This window comes from Modestobacter sp. KNN46-3, from assembly GCF_011039295.1.
This window is the reverse complement of the sequence record NZ_JAAKGN010000109.1, coordinates 1-16,558: the sequence shown is the minus strand read 5'-3', so window position 1 is coordinate 16,558 and position 16,558 is coordinate 1. Positions and strand designations below refer to the sequence as shown.

Annotated in this window: 22 protein-coding genes; 13 read left to right on the top strand and 9 right to left on the bottom strand. The window is 75.2% G+C overall.

Annotation, left to right across the window (positions count from 1 at the left end; all coding sequences use genetic code 11):
• The coding region (locus G5C62_RS19015; RefSeq protein ID WP_164702260.1) for a methyltransferase at positions 1 to 377 on the bottom strand (377 nt) is incomplete at its 3' end.
• Between the two features lie 5 nt (positions 378 to 382).
• A complete protein-coding gene (locus tag G5C62_RS19010) occupies positions 383 to 937 on the bottom strand; it encodes a universal stress protein (RefSeq protein WP_241175995.1) in 555 nt (184 codons plus the stop codon).
• A 216-nt stretch (positions 938 to 1,153) separates the two neighbouring features.
• Here G5C62_RS19010 and G5C62_RS19005 point away from each other — a divergent pair, with 216 nt between their 5' ends.
• The 3 genes from G5C62_RS19005 to G5C62_RS18995 are packed head-to-tail and all read left to right on the top strand — an operon-like array spanning position 1,154 to position 2,641.
• Entirely contained in the window at positions 1,154 to 1,546 is a 393-nt protein-coding gene (locus G5C62_RS19005) for a cupin domain-containing protein (protein WP_036335220.1), read from the top strand.
• Positions 1,547 to 1,580: 34 nt separating this feature from the next.
• Positions 1,581 to 2,492 carry a Dyp-type peroxidase gene (locus G5C62_RS19000; RefSeq protein ID WP_164702258.1) on the top strand — a complete coding sequence of 304 codons (912 nt, stop codon included), beginning with the start codon at positions 1,581 to 1,583 and terminating at the stop codon, positions 2,490 to 2,492.
• A gap of 8 nt (positions 2,493 to 2,500) precedes the next feature.
• Positions 2,501 to 2,641, top strand: coding sequence for a hypothetical protein (locus tag G5C62_RS18995; RefSeq protein WP_164702243.1), 141 nt, complete (start codon positions 2,501 to 2,503; stop codon positions 2,639 to 2,641).
• Between the two features lie 37 nt (positions 2,642 to 2,678).
• Here G5C62_RS18995 and G5C62_RS18990 read toward each other — a convergent pair whose 3' ends face one another.
• Both G5C62_RS18990 and G5C62_RS18985 read right to left on the bottom strand, forming a co-directional pair.
• Positions 2,679 to 2,972: a hypothetical protein gene (locus tag G5C62_RS18990; RefSeq protein WP_164702257.1), complete on the bottom strand. Its 294-nt coding sequence runs from the start codon at positions 2,970 to 2,972 to the stop codon at positions 2,679 to 2,681.
• Between the two features lie 223 nt (positions 2,973 to 3,195).
• Positions 3,196 to 3,717, bottom strand: a complete 522-nt coding sequence (locus G5C62_RS18985; protein WP_164702256.1) for an HNH endonuclease signature motif containing protein — start codon at positions 3,715 to 3,717, stop codon at positions 3,196 to 3,198.
• A 27-nt stretch (positions 3,718 to 3,744) separates the two neighbouring features.
• Between G5C62_RS18985 and G5C62_RS18980 the strand changes: the two genes are divergently transcribed.
• Positions 3,745 to 4,086, top strand: coding sequence for an arginase family protein (locus G5C62_RS18980; RefSeq protein WP_164702255.1), 342 nt, complete (start codon positions 3,745 to 3,747; stop codon positions 4,084 to 4,086).
• Here the strand turns inward: G5C62_RS18980 and G5C62_RS18975 are convergent.
• Positions 4,044 to 4,814 carry an SDR family NAD(P)-dependent oxidoreductase gene (locus G5C62_RS18975; RefSeq protein WP_164702254.1) on the bottom strand — a complete coding sequence of 257 codons (771 nt, stop codon included), beginning with the start codon at positions 4,812 to 4,814 and terminating at the stop codon, positions 4,044 to 4,046. The two genes, G5C62_RS18980 and G5C62_RS18975, sit on opposite strands and share 43 nt — an antisense overlap.
• Positions 4,815 to 4,875: 61 nt before the next feature.
• Between G5C62_RS18975 and G5C62_RS18970 the strand changes: the two genes are divergently transcribed.
• On the top strand, positions 4,876 to 5,472 hold the full coding sequence (locus G5C62_RS18970; protein WP_164702253.1) for a hypothetical protein: 597 nt from the start codon (positions 4,876 to 4,878) through the stop codon (positions 5,470 to 5,472).
• An 84-nt stretch (positions 5,473 to 5,556) separates the two neighbouring features.
• A complete protein-coding gene (locus G5C62_RS18965) occupies positions 5,557 to 6,393 on the top strand; it encodes a CoA ester lyase (RefSeq protein ID WP_036335229.1) in 837 nt (278 codons plus the stop codon).
• Between the two features lie 52 nt (positions 6,394 to 6,445).
• On the opposite strand, the gene G5C62_RS18960 is transcribed toward G5C62_RS18965, so the two are convergent.
• Complete coding sequence (locus G5C62_RS18960; RefSeq protein ID WP_036335265.1) at positions 6,446 to 7,216, bottom strand: putative protein N(5)-glutamine methyltransferase; 771 nt, start codon at positions 7,214 to 7,216, stop codon at positions 6,446 to 6,448.
• An 84-nt stretch (positions 7,217 to 7,300) separates the two neighbouring features.
• On the opposite strand from G5C62_RS18960, the gene G5C62_RS18955 reads away from it, so the two are divergent.
• Entirely contained in the window at positions 7,301 to 8,029 is a 729-nt protein-coding gene (locus G5C62_RS18955) for a hypothetical protein (protein ID WP_164702252.1), read from the top strand.
• A complete protein-coding gene (locus tag G5C62_RS18950; RefSeq protein WP_164702251.1) occupies positions 8,026 to 9,060 on the top strand; it encodes a hypothetical protein in 1,035 nt (344 codons plus the stop codon). The genes G5C62_RS18955 and G5C62_RS18950 overlap by 4 nt, the downstream gene beginning before the upstream one ends.
• Before the next feature lie 6 nt (positions 9,061 to 9,066).
• On the opposite strand, the gene G5C62_RS18945 is transcribed toward G5C62_RS18950, so the two are convergent.
• Entirely contained in the window at positions 9,067 to 9,852 is a 786-nt protein-coding gene (locus tag G5C62_RS18945; RefSeq protein WP_164702250.1) for a putative hydro-lyase, read from the bottom strand.
• Positions 9,849 to 10,562 (bottom strand): GntR family transcriptional regulator, encoded by a 714-nt coding sequence (locus G5C62_RS18940; RefSeq protein WP_164702249.1) that lies wholly within the window; start codon positions 10,560 to 10,562, stop codon positions 9,849 to 9,851. The genes G5C62_RS18945 and G5C62_RS18940 overlap by 4 nt, the downstream gene beginning before the upstream one ends.
• 143 nt (positions 10,563 to 10,705) lie before the next feature.
• Here G5C62_RS18940 and G5C62_RS18935 point away from each other — a divergent pair, with 143 nt between their 5' ends.
• From G5C62_RS18935 to G5C62_RS18915, 5 genes are read left to right on the top strand one after another with little or no spacing between them, the layout of a single operon-like run.
• On the top strand, positions 10,706 to 11,953 hold the full coding sequence (locus G5C62_RS18935) for an NRAMP family divalent metal transporter (protein WP_164702248.1): 1,248 nt from the start codon (positions 10,706 to 10,708) through the stop codon (positions 11,951 to 11,953).
• Positions 11,954 to 11,967: 14 nt separating this feature from the next.
• Positions 11,968 to 12,729 carry a LamB/YcsF family protein gene (locus G5C62_RS18930; protein ID WP_164702247.1) on the top strand — a complete coding sequence of 254 codons (762 nt, stop codon included), beginning with the start codon at positions 11,968 to 11,970 and terminating at the stop codon, positions 12,727 to 12,729.
• Positions 12,729 to 13,343, top strand: coding sequence for an allophanate hydrolase subunit 1 (locus tag G5C62_RS18925; protein ID WP_164702246.1), 615 nt, complete (start codon positions 12,729 to 12,731; stop codon positions 13,341 to 13,343). The genes G5C62_RS18930 and G5C62_RS18925 overlap by 1 nt, the downstream gene beginning before the upstream one ends.
• On the top strand, positions 13,340 to 14,182 hold the full coding sequence (locus G5C62_RS18920; RefSeq protein WP_036335242.1) for a biotin-dependent carboxyltransferase family protein: 843 nt from the start codon (positions 13,340 to 13,342) through the stop codon (positions 14,180 to 14,182). Before G5C62_RS18925 ends, G5C62_RS18920 begins: the two co-directional genes overlap by 4 nt.
• Positions 14,179 to 14,910 (top strand): hypothetical protein, encoded by a 732-nt coding sequence (locus tag G5C62_RS18915; RefSeq protein ID WP_164702245.1) that lies wholly within the window; start codon positions 14,179 to 14,181, stop codon positions 14,908 to 14,910. The genes G5C62_RS18920 and G5C62_RS18915 overlap by 4 nt, the downstream gene beginning before the upstream one ends.
• Here G5C62_RS18915 and G5C62_RS18910 read toward each other — a convergent pair.
• Positions 14,850 to 16,229: a nitrate/nitrite transporter gene (locus tag G5C62_RS18910; RefSeq protein WP_164702244.1), complete on the bottom strand. Its 1,380-nt coding sequence runs from the start codon at positions 16,227 to 16,229 to the stop codon at positions 14,850 to 14,852. The two genes, G5C62_RS18915 and G5C62_RS18910, sit on opposite strands and share 61 nt — an antisense overlap.
• Between the last annotated feature and the right edge of the window lie 329 nt (positions 16,230 to 16,558).

The window sequence follows — 16,558 nt, the reverse complement described above, 5'->3', positions numbered from 1 at the left end:
ACCCCGTTCACCTCGGCGTTGAGCCCGACCGCCGCGTGCGAGTACGGGTCGACGTCACTGGCCAGCACCCCGCTCGCCCCGGCCAGCACGGCCGCGACGGCGACCAGGCCGCTGCCGGCCCCCAGGTCCAGCACCCGGCGTCCGGCGACGAGCTCGGGGTGGTCGAGCACGTGCCGGGCCAGCGCCTGCCCGCCGGGCCAGGCGGCGGCCCAGAACGGCGGGTCCTGGCCGGCGCCGCCGCCCTCGGTCTCCATCGCCTCCCAGAGCGCGACGACGTCGTCGGCGACGTGCAGCTGCACCTGGGGGACGAGCGAGGGGCGGTCCAGCCGGGTGTGCGCCCGCAGGAAGGCCGGTGGGACGGGGTGCTGGACCGCCACGCGGGTCAGTCCTTGCGCTGGCTGCGCACGACGGTGACCGGGCACGGGGCGTGCCGGGTGACCTGGTCGCTGACCGAGCCGAGCAGCAGCCCGGCGAAGCCACCCCGCCCGCGGGCACCGACCACGAGGAGGTCGGCGGCCTGGGCGGCCTCGATCAGGGAGCGCACCGGAGCGGCGTGCACCACGTGGCAGGTGACCCCGCCGGCCCGCTCGGCGCCCAGCACGGCCCGGACGTCGGCCTCCAGGTCGGCCTGCACCGCCTGCTCGTACTCGCCGATCGGCGGGACGTAGCCCGGCTCCCAGCTGGCCGGCTGCGGCGCGGTGGCGATCCGCCAGCCGCGGACGACGTGCAGCGGCCAGGAGGCGCGCTCGGCCAGCCCGGCCGCCCACTGCAGCGCCTCCTGCGCGCAGTCCGAGCCGTCGTGCCCGACGACGACGCCACCCGCGACCACGGCGCGGGTCGACACCTCACCCTCGACCCCGGCGAGCTCGGTGGCCGCCTCGTCCCGCTCGGCCGCGAGGGCTGCGTTCTCCGGCTGGGCTCCTGGCTGCTGCGTCAACGCCGTCCTCCTGTGCTCGTCTGCGTGTGCTCTGCCGGTACCCGGCACCGGACAGCTTCTCCTACCCGCCCGGTGGACGGCAGGGTCGGAGGGCCCGTCCGCCTCGTGTCGCCCGGCCCGCGGGCTCGGATCGCGCCGGAGGCCGCGCTGCTCTTGACTGATCATGGGCCGGCGCACGTCGGCAGGAGCTACTGGATCAGAGGAGGAACGGCAGCCATGGAGCACTTCACCATCGCCACCGTCGCCGAGGAGAGCGCCGACTTCCGTCGGGTGCTGTGGACCGGCGAGCACACCCAGCTGGTGATCATGACGATCCCGCCGGGTGGGGAGATCGGCGAGGAGGTGCACGAGGAGATCGACCAGATCCTCACCTTCGTCAGCGGCACCGGTCAGGCCGTCGTGGGCGGGCAGAAGAAGAACGTCGCCCAGGGTGACCTCGTCGTCGTCCCCGCCGGCAAGAAGCACAACTTCCTCAACACCGGCGTGAACCCGCTGGTGCTCTACACGGTCTACGGCCCGCCGGAGCACGCCGACAAGGCCGTGCACAAGACCAAGGAGGAGGCCGACGCGCTCGAGGAGGCCGGCAAGGACGAGCCGCCGACCAGCTGATGCCGGGTCGTGCCGGTCGGGCAGGGTGGGCGGCGTGACGACGCAGCCGGGCATCTTCGCCCTCGGCACCCCTGAGCACTGCTACCTGGAGCTCGACCTCGAGCCCGGCTGCTCCGCGGCGGACCTGGTCCGCGGGGTGGCCGGGCTCATCGGTCCGCTCTCCTCCACCGGCGGGGCCGACGTGGTGGTCGGTCTCCGGCCGGAGCTGTGGGCCGAGGTCGCCCCGGACGACGCCCCGGCGGACGCCGCGAGCTGGACCGAGGACCTCGTCGGCGCCGGCCGCTACCGGCTGCCGGCGACCCAGCACGACGCCTGGGTCTGGGTCGCCGGGGGCGATCGCACCGCGGTGTTCGACAACGCTCGCGCCGTGCTCGTCGCCCTGGCCGGGGTCGCCCGGGTGGGTGCGGAGGTCACCGGCTGGCTGTACCGGCACGACCGGGACCTGACCGGTTTCGTCGACGGCACGGAGAACCCGTCGCTGCTGAGCGCCGCCGAGGTCGCAGCGGTGCCGGCGGGCCAGCCGGGCGCGGGGGCGAGCATCGTGCTCTACCAGGTGTGGCGGCACGACAGCGCCACCTGGGAGAGCCTGGGCGTGCACGGCCAGGAGATGATGATGGGGCGCACCAAGCCCGACAGCGTCGAGCTGCCCGAGGACGTGATGCTGCCCAGCGCGCACGTCGCCCGCACCACCGTCGAGGTGGACGGCGAGGAAAAGCCGATCTTCCGGCGCAACGTCGCCTACGGCGGGGTCACCGACCACGGGACGGCGTTCGTCGGCTTCGCCCGCGACCAGTGGCGGCTGACCGAGATGCTCCGTCGGATGGCCGGGGCGACCGACGGGGTCCGCGACGGGCTCACCGGCTACCTGACCCCGCTGACCGGCGCGTACTACACCTGCCCGTCGATCGAGGCCCTCGCCCGCTTCGCCCCGTCGGACGAGGACTGAGGACCGTCGTGCCGGAGGAACCGCAGCGGCCCGAGCCGGAGGGCGGTGACCCGGCGTGCTGGCTGGACCAGGTGTGCCCGGCCTGCGGCCGGCTGACCGAGCGGACGGCGGCAGGTCGCTGCGCCGCCTGCGGGCAGCCCTGGGACTGAGCGCCGTGCCGAGGGCCCGGTGGGCCACCCGCGGAGGTCAGGCGGCTGAGCTCCTGGCGACCTGACTGCCGTACCAGCTGGTCAGCAGGTGCGCGCGGACCGAGCCGGGCAGTGCGCCCCAGCGGAGCAGCGCTGCACGGGCCGGCAGTGCGCTGGCCGCGGCCAGCTGGCCCAGTTCGCGGACCCGCTCCGGTCGCGGGCTGTTGGGCCCGCGATCGTGCAGCCCGGCGGTGAGCTGACTGTCGAAGGCCGTGAGGATGTCGGCCTGGTGCTCCGGGTCGAACCACTGAGGGCTCCGCGCCGAGCTCGCTGCGAGGTGATGACGGATCACGACGTGCTTATCGGCCCGTTGTGCCCGCGCTGTGACTCGAACAGGGCTCACTGGCTCCCCGGAACCCCAACCCCGCCCCTCTGGGCACACGTGTCACAGCCGCACCAGAGGTCACGCCCGCCCCTCGATCACGGACCGGGTGGAGCGCCCGGTTGACCGTTCCTCCCGCGCGGTGAGAGCAGTCAGCGACTCCACCGATCGCAGCGACCGGAGGCCAGGCGTCTCAGAAGGGTGGCGGGTCGTCGTCGTCCGGCGGCGGGCCGCCGCTGCCGAGCAGGTGGCGGACGGCCGGTGTGTGGAGGCCCGGTGGCCGGGTGGTGCGGGTGACGCCGGAGGGTGTGGTCACGGTCAGGACGCCGTCGTCGGTCATCGTGAAGCGCCATCGGGGTGCGTGGGTCTTGAGCCGGTGGTGTCGCCGGCACAGGCAGCACAGGTTGGTGCAGTCAGTGGCCCCGCCGTCGCGGTGGGCGCGCATGTGGTCGAGGTCGGTGCGGGCGGCGGGGCGCCGGCAGCCGGGGTGCCGGCAGGTGCGGTCCCGGGCCCGGACGAAGCGGTACTGGGCGGGGGTGGGCGTGTAGCGGTCGACTGCGGGTGGCCGGTCCAGCACCGCGCACCCGCAGTCCCGGTCGGGATGGGTGCGGCAGCCGCGGCGGGCCAGCCGTTCCAGCTCCGGGCGGGTCACCGTCGCCCGCAGCGCGCCGGTGACGGGGTCGGTGAGGTCCAGTGGACCCGCCTGGTCGAGCACCGGCTGTCGGCGACCCCCGCGCCGGTCGTGCGCGCGGACCCGGTGGGGAAGGCCGCCGAGGCGGTCCGGCGCCTCGACGCGATCTGCGGCAGCTTCCTGGTGCACCTGGACGTCGACGTGCTCGACACCAACGACGTCCCGCTGGCCAACTTCCCGCACTCGGCGGGCCTCTCCCTCGGCGAGCTCGCCGGCGCGCTCGACGTGTTCTGCGGCAGTGACGCCTGCGCCGGGCTGGTGCTCACGGAGGTCGACCCCGACCACGACCCGGACGGCACCCCGCTCCCCCAGCTGATCGACGTGGTCGCAACGGCGTTGGCCCCTCGCGGTCAGAGACCGCCGGCCACCCGCAGCACCGCACCGGTGACGTAGCCGGCGTCCGGCCCGAGCAGCCAGGCGATCGCCGGTGCGATCTCCTCCGGCTCCCCCGGGCGGCCCATCGGCACCCGGGCGGTCACCCGCTCCAGTCGGCCGGCGTCGCCGGCGCCGGCGTGGATGTCGGTGCGCACCAGCCCCGGCGCCACCGCGTTGACCCGGACGCCGTCGTCCGCCAGCTCCTTCGCCAGGCCCATGGTCAGCGCGTCCACCCCGGCCTTGGCCGCCGCGTAGTGCACGTACTCGTGCGCCGAGCCCAGCGTCGCCGCGCTGGAGGAGACGGTGACGATCGCGCCGCCCGGCCCACCCCGCCGCCGGGACATGACCTGCGCCGCCCGGCGGACGCACAGGACGACGCCCAGCAGGTTCACGTCGATCACCTGGCGGACGACGTCCACCGGGGTGTCGGCCAGGTCGCCGAGGTGGGCGGTCAGGCCGGCGTTGGCGACGAGCCCGGTGACCGGCCCCAGCTGCTCGGCCGCGGCGGCGAAGAGCGCGTCCACGTCGTCGGGGTCGGACACGTCGGCCCGGACGGCGACCGCCCGCCCCCCGTGGGCCTGTGCTCCGCCGACCACCGCGGCGGCCTCCTCCCGCCCCGAGCGGTAGCCGACGACCACGTCATGGCCCTGCCGGGCGAGGTGGTCGACGGTGGCGGCGCCGATGCCCCGGCTCCCGCCGGTGACCACGGTGACCGGACGACCAGCGGGCGACTGCGGAGAGGACACCCGCTGATCCTCCCCGCCCGGTGCCGGGAGACTGTCACCCCCGCCCGGCAGACTGCTCGACGTGGACAACAGCCCCGAGGCCGCCTTCCGGCGACTGCAGCCGCTGCTGGTCGAGGTGCGCGACGCACTGCTCGGCGGCCTGACCGTCAGCCGCGAGATCCACGCAGCACACGGCTGGCAGCCGGGCGCCGACCGGCACCTGGACCACCAGCTGGTCCGCCGGGAGGCGATGGAGCGGCTGCGCCCCTACGCCGAGCACGACGACCACCCGTTCGGCACGCAGCTGGAGCTGGTCGACCCGGGCAACGAGAACCTCGGGCTCCCGATGAGCGGGTTGATCCTGCGCACCCCCACCGAGGTGCTGCGGGTGTGGCACTCCGACGACGGCGAGCTGCCGGCCGCCGACACCCAGGGCCTGCGCGACTTCTACCGGCAGGCGCCGGTCGCTCAGCAGCGCCTGCAGCTGGCGATCGACGGCGCCCCCGACCTGCGCCGGCGCGATCACCTGGCGTTGCTGTGGGCCGATGCACGCACGCCCGGCCGGGCGCCGGAACTGGTCCGGTTCGACCTCGTCCGTCCGCGCGACTGGGCCGGGCGGCGGGTCGAGGTCGACTGGCGGGTGGGCCTGCTCGACCTGCTCGGCCGACGCGCAGCCTGACCGGCCGGCGCCGGACACCGCGAGCGACACCCCGGCGCGCACCCCGCGCGGCACGCCCGTGAGCCCGGACACCACAATGGCCCGGTGCACAGAGGCAGGAACGTAGACCCCGGAATCGCGCGCTCGTGGCTGCTGGTCAACGGCGCCCGCACGGAGCTGTTCGACGAGGCACACGAGTCGCGCGCCGACCAGATCGTGTTGGACATCGAGGACGCGGTCGACCCGGCCCGCAAGCCGGATGCCCGGGCCGACGTCGTCGAGTGGCTCTCCGCCCCCGGCAACCGGGCGTGGGTGCGGATCAACGACCACGCCACCCCGTTCTGGGCCGACGACGTCGCCGCGCTCGCCGGGCTGCCCGGCCTGGCCGGCGTGATGCTCGCCAAGACCGAGGCGGCCGAGCACGTCACCGAGACCTACGACCGGCTGGGCGGCTCCACCCCGGTGCTCGCGCTGGTCGAGTCGGCGCTGGGCATCGAGGAGGCCGTGCGGATCGCCTCGGCCCGCGGCGCCTTCCGGCTCGCCTTCGGCAGCGGTGACTACCGCCGCGACACCGGCACCAGCGCCGACGACCTGGCGATGGCCTACCCCCGTTCCCGCCTGGTCATCGCCAGCCGGGTCGGTGGCCTGCCCGGCCCGATCGACGGGCCCACGGTGGGCACCAGCCACCCGATCCTGCGCGAGCAGTCGGCGCTGACGGTCTCCCTGGGCCTCACCGGCAAGCTGTGCCTGCAGCTGGACCAGCTCCCGGTGATCAACGAGGTCATCAGCCCGGCGCCGTCGGACGTCGCCTGGGCGCGGGACTTCCTGGCCGACTTCGACGCCCGCGGCCAGGTCATCCGCGACGGCAGCGACCTGCCCCGGCTCGGCCGGGCCCGCAAGATCGAGAAGCTCGCCACCGCGTTCGGCGTCGAGCCCTCCTGAACCCACCACGCCAGCGGCCCCCTCCCCCACCAGGGAGGGGGCCGTTCGTGTCTCAGGGCTCGCGAACGGCGACGACCACGGTGGCCGCCAGGTCGTCGTCCTCCACCACCCGGGTCGTCAGCCCGGCGGCGGTGCACGCGGCCTGCGTCGCCGGCGCCTGCTCCCGGCCCGTCTCGATGAGCAGTGCACCGCCGGGCGCCAGCCAGTCCGGCGCCCCCGCCGCCACCCGGCGCTGCACGTCCAGCCCATCGACCCCGCCGTCCAGCGCGGCCCGTGCCTCGTGGTCGCGCGCCTCCGGCGGCATCAGCGCGATCGCCTCGGTGGGCACGTAGGGCGCGTTCGCCACCAGGACGTCGACCCGCCCGCGGAGCGACTCCGGGAGCGGGTCGTACAGGTCGCCCGCGTACACCGCCCCGGACACGTTGCGCCGCGCGCAGCGGACGGCGACCGGGTCCAGGTCAGCCGCGTGCAGCTCGACCGACGGGACGACGGCCGCCACTGCCGCACCCACCGCGCCGACCCCGCAGCACAGGTCCAGGACGACCGAACCCGAGGAAGCGAGCGCGACCGCCTCCCGCACCAGCAGCCGGGTCCGCTGCCGCGGCACGAACACGCCCGGCTCGACGGCCAACCGCAGCCCGCAGAACTCCGCCCAGCCCAGCACCTGTTCCAACGGCTCGCCCGCCACCCGCCGCGCGACCAGGCCGTCGAGCTGGGCAGCCGACGCAGCCGCCGCCAGCAGCAGCACCGCCTCGTCCTCGGCGAACACGCAGCCCGCCGAGCGCAATCGCGCGACGACAGCAGGGTCCGGGTCGGGGGACATCAGCGGCCAGTGTGCCGCCTCGCTGACGGAACACGATCCCACCGATACGGTGCCGCCAGCGACGGCGGGCCGGAAGGGGTGGGCGTGGACCAGCGGCAGGACGGGTTCGCCGCGTTCGTGGCCGAGCACGAGCAGGAGCTGCGCGGAACCGCCCTGCTCCTCACCGGCGACGCCGCCGCGGCCGACGACCTGCTGGTGGCGGCCCTGGCCCGGACCCACCGCCGCTGGCGGCGGCTCGGCGCACCGGCGGCCGCCCTGGCCGACACAAACGACGCGCTCGTCTCCGCCACGCTGGGCCGGACCCGTCTCCCCGCGACCGGCCGGGACAGCGTGCTCGCGGCGGAGCGGGAGGACCACCCGGACCACCGGTGGCTCGCAGCGCTCGCCGGGCTGCACCCGCGCACCCGTGCCGTGGCGGTGCTCCGGCTGCACGAGGGGCAGGACGAGGACGACGTCGCGGCACTGCTGGGCTGCTCCCCCGCCGAGGTCGGGGCCGCCCTCGCCGATGCCCTGGCCGCCCTGGCCCCGTTGCTGGCCGGCGACCCGGTCGAGCCGGGTGAGCCGGCCCAGCCGGTGGAACCGGTCGCCGTCCCCCAGCCCCCGCCGGTGGCGGCCCCGGACCCGCCGGCGACGCCTGGCCCCACGACCGACGCAGCCGACCCGTACGCGATCTACCGCCGACCGGGGAGCCCGGCTCCGATCCTGGTCCAGCGGCCGGCTCCTGCGGCGGCGCCCGCGCCGACACCTGCTCCCCTCGCCGTGCGGCCGCAGCCGGGGGACGACCCGAACGCCATCTACCGGAGGCCGACGTGACCGCGGACGCCGGTCAGGCCGTCGCCGACCGGCTGCACCGGATCGCCGAGCGCGCCCGGCCCGCCGACGACGGCCGCACCGCAGCCCGCGCCGTCGCACTGGACCGGCACCGTCGCCGACGGGCCGGGAGCTGGGCCGCCGGTGCGCTCGCCGTCGTGCTCCTGGGCACCGGTGCCTCGCTCGCCCGCTCAGCGGTGACGGAGCCGGCAGCGGCCCCGACACCGGCACCGGTCACCAGCACCTACGTCGCGCCGCCACCGGAGCTGGTCGAGGGGCCGACCCGCGGCTCCCTCGCCGACGACGAGGACTTCCTGGCCGCGATGGCGGCCGCCCCCTGGACCGGCCCGGTCGGACCGGACGGCGAGGTCGTCGACTGGGGCCTGCCGGCGCCGGAGTGGGGCACCGGGCGGGTGGTCTATGCCGCTGACGTCCCTGGCGGTCGCCGCTGGGCCGTGGTGGTCGCCCGCTACGAGGCGGAGTGGTTCTTGGCGTGGTTCACCGGCGCGCGCGGCGCGGAACCGGCGGAGATGACCGTCGCCAACGGCTACGTGCCCCTCGACGCCCAGGAACGGCTGGCGCTGATGGACGCCTCGGCGGAGACCGGCCCGCTCGTCGTGCTCGGCGAGCACGGCCTGGAGGCCGAGTACTCCCCCAGCCTGGACCGGACGCCCAGCGGCGAACTGGTGCGCGACTTCGATCCGCTGCCCATCGTCGACGGGGTGCCGCTCGGCGTCGTGCCCAGCCCGGTCATCTGGAGCGCCGGGGAGGTTCGGGTCACCAGCACCTCCGATGGACGACCGCCGATCCTGATGTTCAGCGGTCAGCCGCCGTCCTGGCCGGCGTACCCGGACGGCATGGTCGACACCGGCGTCGTCGCGCCGTGCCTGGAGGCGCTCGGTCTCCTCGTGGAGGTCGAGCAGGACGGTGGCTTCGTGGACTACCGGGAACCGCAGACCTCGCCGTCGAGCAGTGCGGAGCAGGCCGCGCGGGAGCACGAGATCGCCGCCTGCTTCCGGGCCGGGACGCGCTGAGCCCGGTCAGGGCTGCCGGTACACCGCGTCCGGGACGTCGGTGACGAACATGTGGCCCGGGGCGTGGGTGATCGCGAACGGCGGCCGGGAGGCCATCAGTGCGGCCTGCGGCGTCACCCCGCACGCCCAGAACACCGGGACGTCGCCGGCGGCGAACTCGACCGGGTCACCGAAGTCGGGCCGGGTCAGGTCGGTGATACCGAGGGCGGCCGGTGACCCGACGTGCACCGGCGCCCCGTGCACCGCGGGCATCCGCGCGGTGACCTGCACCGCGGTGGCCACCAGGTGCCCGGGCACCGGGCGCATCGAGACCACCAGCGGCCCGGACAGCCGCCCGGCCGGCCGGCACTCCCGGTTCGTCCGGTACATCGACACGTTGCGGCCCTGCTCGATGTTGCGCACCGGCACCCCGGCGTCCAGCAGGGCGGTCTCGAAGCTGAAGCTGCAGCCGATCAGGAAGGCGACCAGGTCGTCGGTCCACAGGTCGGCCACGTCGGTGGGCTCGTCGACCAGCTCGCCGTCCCGCCAGACCCGGTAGCGCGGCAGGTCGGTGCGCAGGTCGGCGTCCGGTGCCAGCACGGTGCGGTACGACCCGGCGTCGGTGACGTCCAGCAGCGGCACCGGCTGCGGGTTGCGCTGGCCGAACAGCAGCATGTCCCAGGCCCAGTCCCGGGGCAGCACAACCAGGTTCGCCTGGGTGTGCCCGGGCGCCCAGCCCGAGGAGGGGACGGCGAGGCCGGCGCGGAACGAGGCCCGGGCGGCAGCGGGGTCCGCGGCGGGGACGAGGGTCACGGGTTCCTCCGGAGTCGGTCGCGGTGGGCCGAGCGCAGCTCGGCCTCCGAGTCGTGCAGGTAGACCTCGAGCTCCTTGGCCGCCTGCTCCACCTCCCCGGCGGTCAGCAGGTCCAGCAGCGCCCGGTTGCGGCTGACGTACGGCTCGTGCAGCCTCTGCGGCACCGCGATGGCGTGGAAGGCGAGCCGGAGCTCGGCGAGCAGCCGAGCCGTCGTCTCGTCGATCCGCCGGCTGCCGGCCAGCGCCACCAGCTGCTGGTGGAAGCGCATGTTGGCGGTGCCGGCGGCACCCCAGTCGCCGCGCCGGGCGGCGTCCTCACCGGCGGCGACGGCGTCGTGCAACGGCCGCAGCCGGACGGCGTCCAGCCCCTCCAGCCGGCGGACGACGTCGCACTCGATCGTCCGCCGCAGCAGGTACAGGTCGACCAGGTCGTCCTCGTCCAGCTCGGGCACGAAGACCCCGCGGTGCAGCCGGTGCACCAGCAGGCCCTCGTGGGTGAGCAGCCGGAACGCCTCGCGCAGCGTGTTCCGGCTGACGTGCAGCACCTCGACCAACTGCTCCTCCGACAACCGGGTGCCCGGCGGCAGGTCGCCCTCGATCACCCGGGAGCGCAGCAGCTCGGCGACCCGCTCGGCGGTGCTGGAGCGGTCGAAGCTGCGCACCTCCTGCGCGACGCTGCGCAGCCAGGCGGCGTCGGTGGGCTCGGGCATGCCGACATCCTGCCGTCTCCTGATGTGTCCGCGCAGTAAATTGTCGCGCCATCCTCTTGAAGGATTGTTCAACAACTCCCTAGGTTCGTCCGCCAAGGGCGCACACCCGCTGGTGCCCCTCCCCACCCGACCCGGGAGCAGCCATGGCCGCCGAACCGCAACGCACCCCCGCCGAGCCGTCCACCGCACCCAACGGGCGGCTCGCCTCCAGCACCCGCTCCACCCTGCTCGGCGCGATGTTCCTGATGGCCACCTCGGCCATCGGCCCCGGCTTCATCACCCAGACGACCACCTTCACCGTGCAGCTGGGCGCCGCGTTCGCCTTCGCGATCGTCATCTCGATCCTGATCGACATCGCCCTGCAGCTGAACGTCTGGCGGGTCATCGGCGTCAGCGGCCGCCGGGCCCAGGAGCTGGGCAACCTGGTCGCCCCGGGCCTCGGCTGGGTGATGGCCGCCTTCCTGCTGATCGGTGGGCTGGTGTTCAACATCGGCAACGTCAGCGGCGCCGGCCTGGGCGCCAACGCCATGCTCGGGCTCGACCCCAAGCTCGGCGGGGCGCTGTCGGCGCTGATCGCCATCGGCATCTTCCTGAGCAAGCGGGCCGGGGTGGCGGTCGACCGGATCGTCGTCGTCCTCGGGCTGGTGATGATCGTGCTGACCACCTACGTCGCGATCACGTCCGGCCCGCCGGTGGGCGAGGCGCTGCGCAACGTGGTCCTGCCCGAGGACATCGACATCCTGGCGATCACCACGCTGGTCGGCGGCACGATCGGCGGCTACATCGTCTACGCCGGCGCGCACCGGCTGCTCGACTCGGGCATCTCCGGCCCCGGCCGGGTCCGGGACATCACCCGCGGCTCGGTCACCGGCATCCTGATCACCGCGGTCATGCGGGTCGTGCTCTTCCTGGCGATCCTCGGCGTGGTCACCGGCGGCGCGGCGCTCGACCCGACCAACCAGGCGGCGTCGGCGTTCGAGCAGGCCGCCGGCGAGGTGGGCCTGCGGGTGTTCGGCATCGTGCTGTGGGCCGCGGCGATCACCAGCGTCATCGGCGCCTCCTACACCTCGGTGTCGTTCGTGACCTCCCGGACGAGGACGTCGGACCGCACCCGCTCGCTGCTGGTCGTCGGGTTCATCGCGTTCACCTCGCTGGTCTACGTGCTGATCGGCACCGCACCCACGACGCTGCTCGTCTTCGCCGGGGCCTTCAACGGGCTGCTGCTGCCGATCGGGATCGCCGTCCTGCTCTGGGTGGCCACCCGCCGCACCGACCTGCTCAACGGCTACCGCTACCCGCGCTGGCTGCTGGTGATCGGCTGGGTCGCCTGGCTGCTGACCCTGTACCTGGCGATCAACTCGGTCCGCCCGGTCATCGACCTGTTCGCGTGAGGGAGGCTGTCGACATGACGCGTGTGGACCTGAACTCCGACCTCGGCGAGGGCTTCGGCCAGTGGACGCTCGGCGACGACGACGCCCTGTTGGGCGTGGTGACCAGCGCCAACGTCGCCTGCGGCTTCCACGCCAGTGACGCCACGATCATGCGACGGGTCTGTGCCAAGGCCGTCGAGTCCGGCGTCGCGATCGGCGCCCAGGTCGGCTACCGCGACCTGCCCGGCTTCGGCCGCCGGTTCATCGACGTGGAACTCGAGTCGCTGACCGCCGACGTCGTCTACCAGATCGGTGCGCTCGAGGGCTTCGCCCGCATCGCCGGAGACCGGGTCCGCTACGTCAAGCCGCACGGCGCGCTCTACAACGCGATCGTGCACCACGAGGAGCAGGCGGCCGCGGTGGTCGCCGCCGTCGTCGCCTACGACCGGGCGCTGCCGGTGCTGGGCCTGCCGGGCTCCGCGTGGTTGCGGCTGGCCGCCGAGGCGGGCCTGACCGTGGTGCACGAGGCGTTCGCCGACCGGGCCTACACCCCCGAGGGCACGCTGGTCTCCCGCCGGCTGCCCGGTGCGGTGCTGCACGACCCGGCCGAGATCGCCGCCCGGTGCGTGGCGATGGCCGCCGGCGAACCGATCACCGACGTCGAGGGCGGCGAGCTGACGCTGCATCCCGGCTCGATCTGCGTGCACGGCGACACCCCGGGTGCGGTGGAGATCGCCCGGCAGGTGCGCACCGCGCTGACCACGGCGGGGGTCGAGCTGGCCCCCTTCGCCGGCTGATGCGCCTGCTCGCCAGCGGGAGCGCCGCCCTGCTGGTCGAACTGGACGGGCTGGACGACGTCCTGGCGCTGTACGCCGCGCTCACCGCCGACCCACCGCACGGCGTGGTGGACGTCGTCCCGGCCGCCCGCACCGTGCTGTTGATGACCGACCCCGCGGTCACCACCCTGGCCGCGGTCGCCGACGCGGTCCGGACGACGACCCCGCGGCCGGACACGCGGGCCGTCGGCGACACCGTCGAGCTGCCGGTGCACTACGACGGCGCCGACCTCGCCGACGCCGCCGAGCTGCTCGGCCTCACGCCGGACGAGCTGGTCGCCCGGCACACCGGGGCCGAGTGGACGGTGGCCTTCTGCGGCTTCGCCCCCGGCTTCGGCTACCTCACCCAGCCCGGCGGGCAGTGGGAGGTGCCCCGCCGGCCGACCCCGCGCACCGCGGTGCCACCCGGGTCGGTCGCGCTGGCCGGGGAGTTCAGCGGCGTCTACCCGCGCGAGTCACCGGGTGGCTGGCAGCTGATCGGGCGCACCGAGGTGGCTGTGTTCGACCTGGCCCGCGAGCCGGCCGCGCTGCTCCGGCCGGGCACCACGGTGCGGTTCGTGGCGGTAGGCCGGTGAGCCTCACCGTGCTGGCCACCGGGCCGCTCACCACCGTGCAGGACCTCGGCCGGCCCGGGCAGGCAGCGCTGGGCATCGGCCGCTCGGGCGCGTGCGACCGGGCCTCGGCCGCGCTGGCCAACCGGCTGGTCGGCAACCGCGCCGACGACGCGGTGCTCGAGGTGACCTTCGGCGGGCTCACCGTCCGCGCCGGGGCCGACCTGCTGGTGGTCACCACCGGTGCGCGTTGTCCCGGTGCCCCGCACGCCGCGCCCACGGTGCTCCGCCGTGGACAGCAGCTGCGGCTCGGCCCGCCGGTCAGCGGGCTGCGCACCTACCTCGCGGTCCGCGGCGGCATCGCCGTCCCGCCGGTGCTGGGCTCCCGGGCCACCGACCTGCTGGCCGGGCTCGGGCCGGCGGTGGTCGCGACCGGTGACGTCCTCCCGATCGGCGAGCCGGTCGACCCGGCCCCCGGCGTCGACCTGGCGCCGGTGCCCGAACCCACCGCCGGCGAGCTCACCGCCACCGTGCTGCCCGGACCGCGCGCCGACTGGTTCGGCGACGCCGGCTGGGCGGCCCTCACCGGGCAGGCCTGGACGGTCACCAGCGAGAGCAACCGGGTCGGCCTGCGGCTGGACGGCGCGCCGCTGGAGCGGCTGCGCGCCGGGGAGCTGCCCAGCGAGGGGATGGTCCGGGGGGCGCTGCAGGTGCCGCCGTCCGGGCTGCCGGTGCTGTTCCTCGCCGACCACCCGGTGACCGGCGGCTACCCGGTGATCGGGTACGTGACCGACGCCGACGTCGACGCGTGCGCCCAGCTCCGCCCCGGCCAGGCGCTGCGGCTCCGCCCGGGCCGACCGTGACCCCCGACGAGCCCGTCGAGCTGGGGCGCGCAGCCGGGCCGCACGGCGAGGTGGTGCTGCGCCGGCGGGGGGCGGTGACGGAGCTGGTGGTCGACGGCGTCTTCGCGATGGACGACGTGGACACCACCACCGAGCGGGCGCTGGCGGTCGAGGCGCTGCGCCGCTGCGCGGGCGACCGACTGCGGGTGCTGGTCGGCGGGCTCGGCCTGGGCTGGACGGCGGCCACCGTGCTCGCCGAGCCCCGGGTCGCCGCCGTGGAGGTCGCCGAGCTCCAGCCCGCGCTGGTCGGCTGGGCCGGCGACGGGCTGCTGCCCGGCCTGCCGGAGCTCCCCCGCGACCGGCTGGAGCTGCACACCGCCGACGTCGCGGCGTTCCTGTCCGAACGGCCAGGACGGTACGACGCCGTCCTGCTCGACGTGGACAACGGCCCCGGCTTCCTGGTGCACGGCTCCAACGCACCGCTGTACGAGGAGGCCGGGCTGGGCACCGCGCTGGCCGCGTTGCGCCCGGGTGGGGTGCTGGCCATCTGGTCCAGCGACCCGGCGCCGGCGCTCGCCGACCGGCTGGGCGCGCTGCCGGCGGCGGCCGACGTCGAGCACCTGGTGCTGCCGGTCGAGCGCGACGGCCGGCGATTCGACTACGCGATCGTGCTCGCCCGCCGGGGCGCTCAGCGGTCGGCCGGGGGCCCGTCCGGCCGCTCGTCCGGCCGCTCGTCCGGCCGGGAGTAGGCCGACGTGCCGCGCAGCCGGGCGCTGACGGCGGTGACCAGGGGCACCAGGACGACGCCGTCCCGGGCCATCCGCGCGCGCAGCTGGCGCCGGTGGGTCAGCACCCCGACCAGCCCGATGGCCCAGAAGACGTACTGCACGGCGAACGCCGCCCGGAACGCGTCCAGCGAGTAGTCCGTGGAGCTGCCCGGGGTCATCGCGTCGAGCACGAATCCGATCGCCAGCACGGTGCACAGCGAGGCGAAGAAGCCGCCGACGTTGACGAACCCGGTGGCGCTGCCCGACCGCTCGACCGGGTTCTCGGTGCGGGCGTAGTCGAAGCCGATCATCGACCCGGGGCCGTTGGTGCCCAGCACGACCACCAGCACGACCAGCAGCCACAGCGGCGCGCGGCCCGGCCACAGCAGCACGACGGTCCAGACCACCGCGGTGACGGTGAGGATGCCGAAGACCAGGTTGGAGCGGCGCAGCGGCCACTGCCCGACCAGCCGGCCCAGCACCGGCCCGAACGCCATCCCGACCAGCACCAGCAGGGTCAGCAGCCCGGCCGCCGTCCCGGGCGCCAGCCCCTGGCCCACGGTCAGGAACGGATAGCCCCACAGCAGCGCGAAGACGGTGCCGGAGAACTGGGTGACCAGGTGCGTGTAGAGACCGATCCGGGTGCCCGGTTCGCGCCAGGCGGCCGCCAGGTTCGCCCGGACGGCGGCCATCCCGGCCACGGTCGGGGCCGGCGTGCCGGGCGGGGCGTCGCGCAGCGCGACCAGCACCAGGATGGCGACCAGCACGCTGACCGCGGCGGCGCCCAGGAAGGTCGGCGTCCAGCCGGCGGTGTGCAGCAGCGCGACCAGCGGGTAGGCGGCGACGATCTGGCCGACCTGACCGAGGATCCCGGTCAGCTGGGTGACCACCGGGACGGTGCGCCCGGGGAACCACAGCGGCACCAGCCGGAGCACGCTGATGAAGGTCATCGCGTCACCGGCACCCACCAGCACCCGGGCCACGACCGCGGTGGGGACGCTGTCGGCCAGGGCGAGCACCAGCTGCCCCACAGCCATCGTGACCGCGCCGGCCACGATCATCTTCCGCGAGCCGAACCGATCCAGCAGCACGCCGACCGGCACCTGGAGGCCCGCGTAGACGGCCAGCTGCAGCACCAGGAACAGCGAGATCGCCGACGCCCCGGCGGAGAACCGCTCCTGCGCCTCGATCCCGGCGACGCCGAGGGACGCCCGGTGGAAGATCGCGACCGCGTACGCCACCAGGCCGATCAGCCAGATCACGTAGGCGCGGGACGGCGTCCGGACAGCTGGCTCAGTCACGTACAGGGACGACGCCGTGCCGCCGCCCGTCCTTCCCGGAGTCCCCGGACGAGCTGGCGCCCTTCGGTGAGCCCACCCGCCGGCTGCACCAGGAGCTGATCGGGCTTCGCCGGCGGCACCGCTGGCTGCACACCGCGCGCGTCACGCCGCTGCACCGGGACAACCGGCAGCTCAGCTACGCGGTCACGGGGGAGGGGCAGCGGGTGGTCGCCGACTGGGTGACCGAGGTGATGACGCACTGGCTGGACCGCGGTGCCGACGGCTGGCGGCTGGACGCCGCGTACGCCGTCCCGGCGTCCTTCTGGGCGACCGTGCTGCCCCGAGTGCGG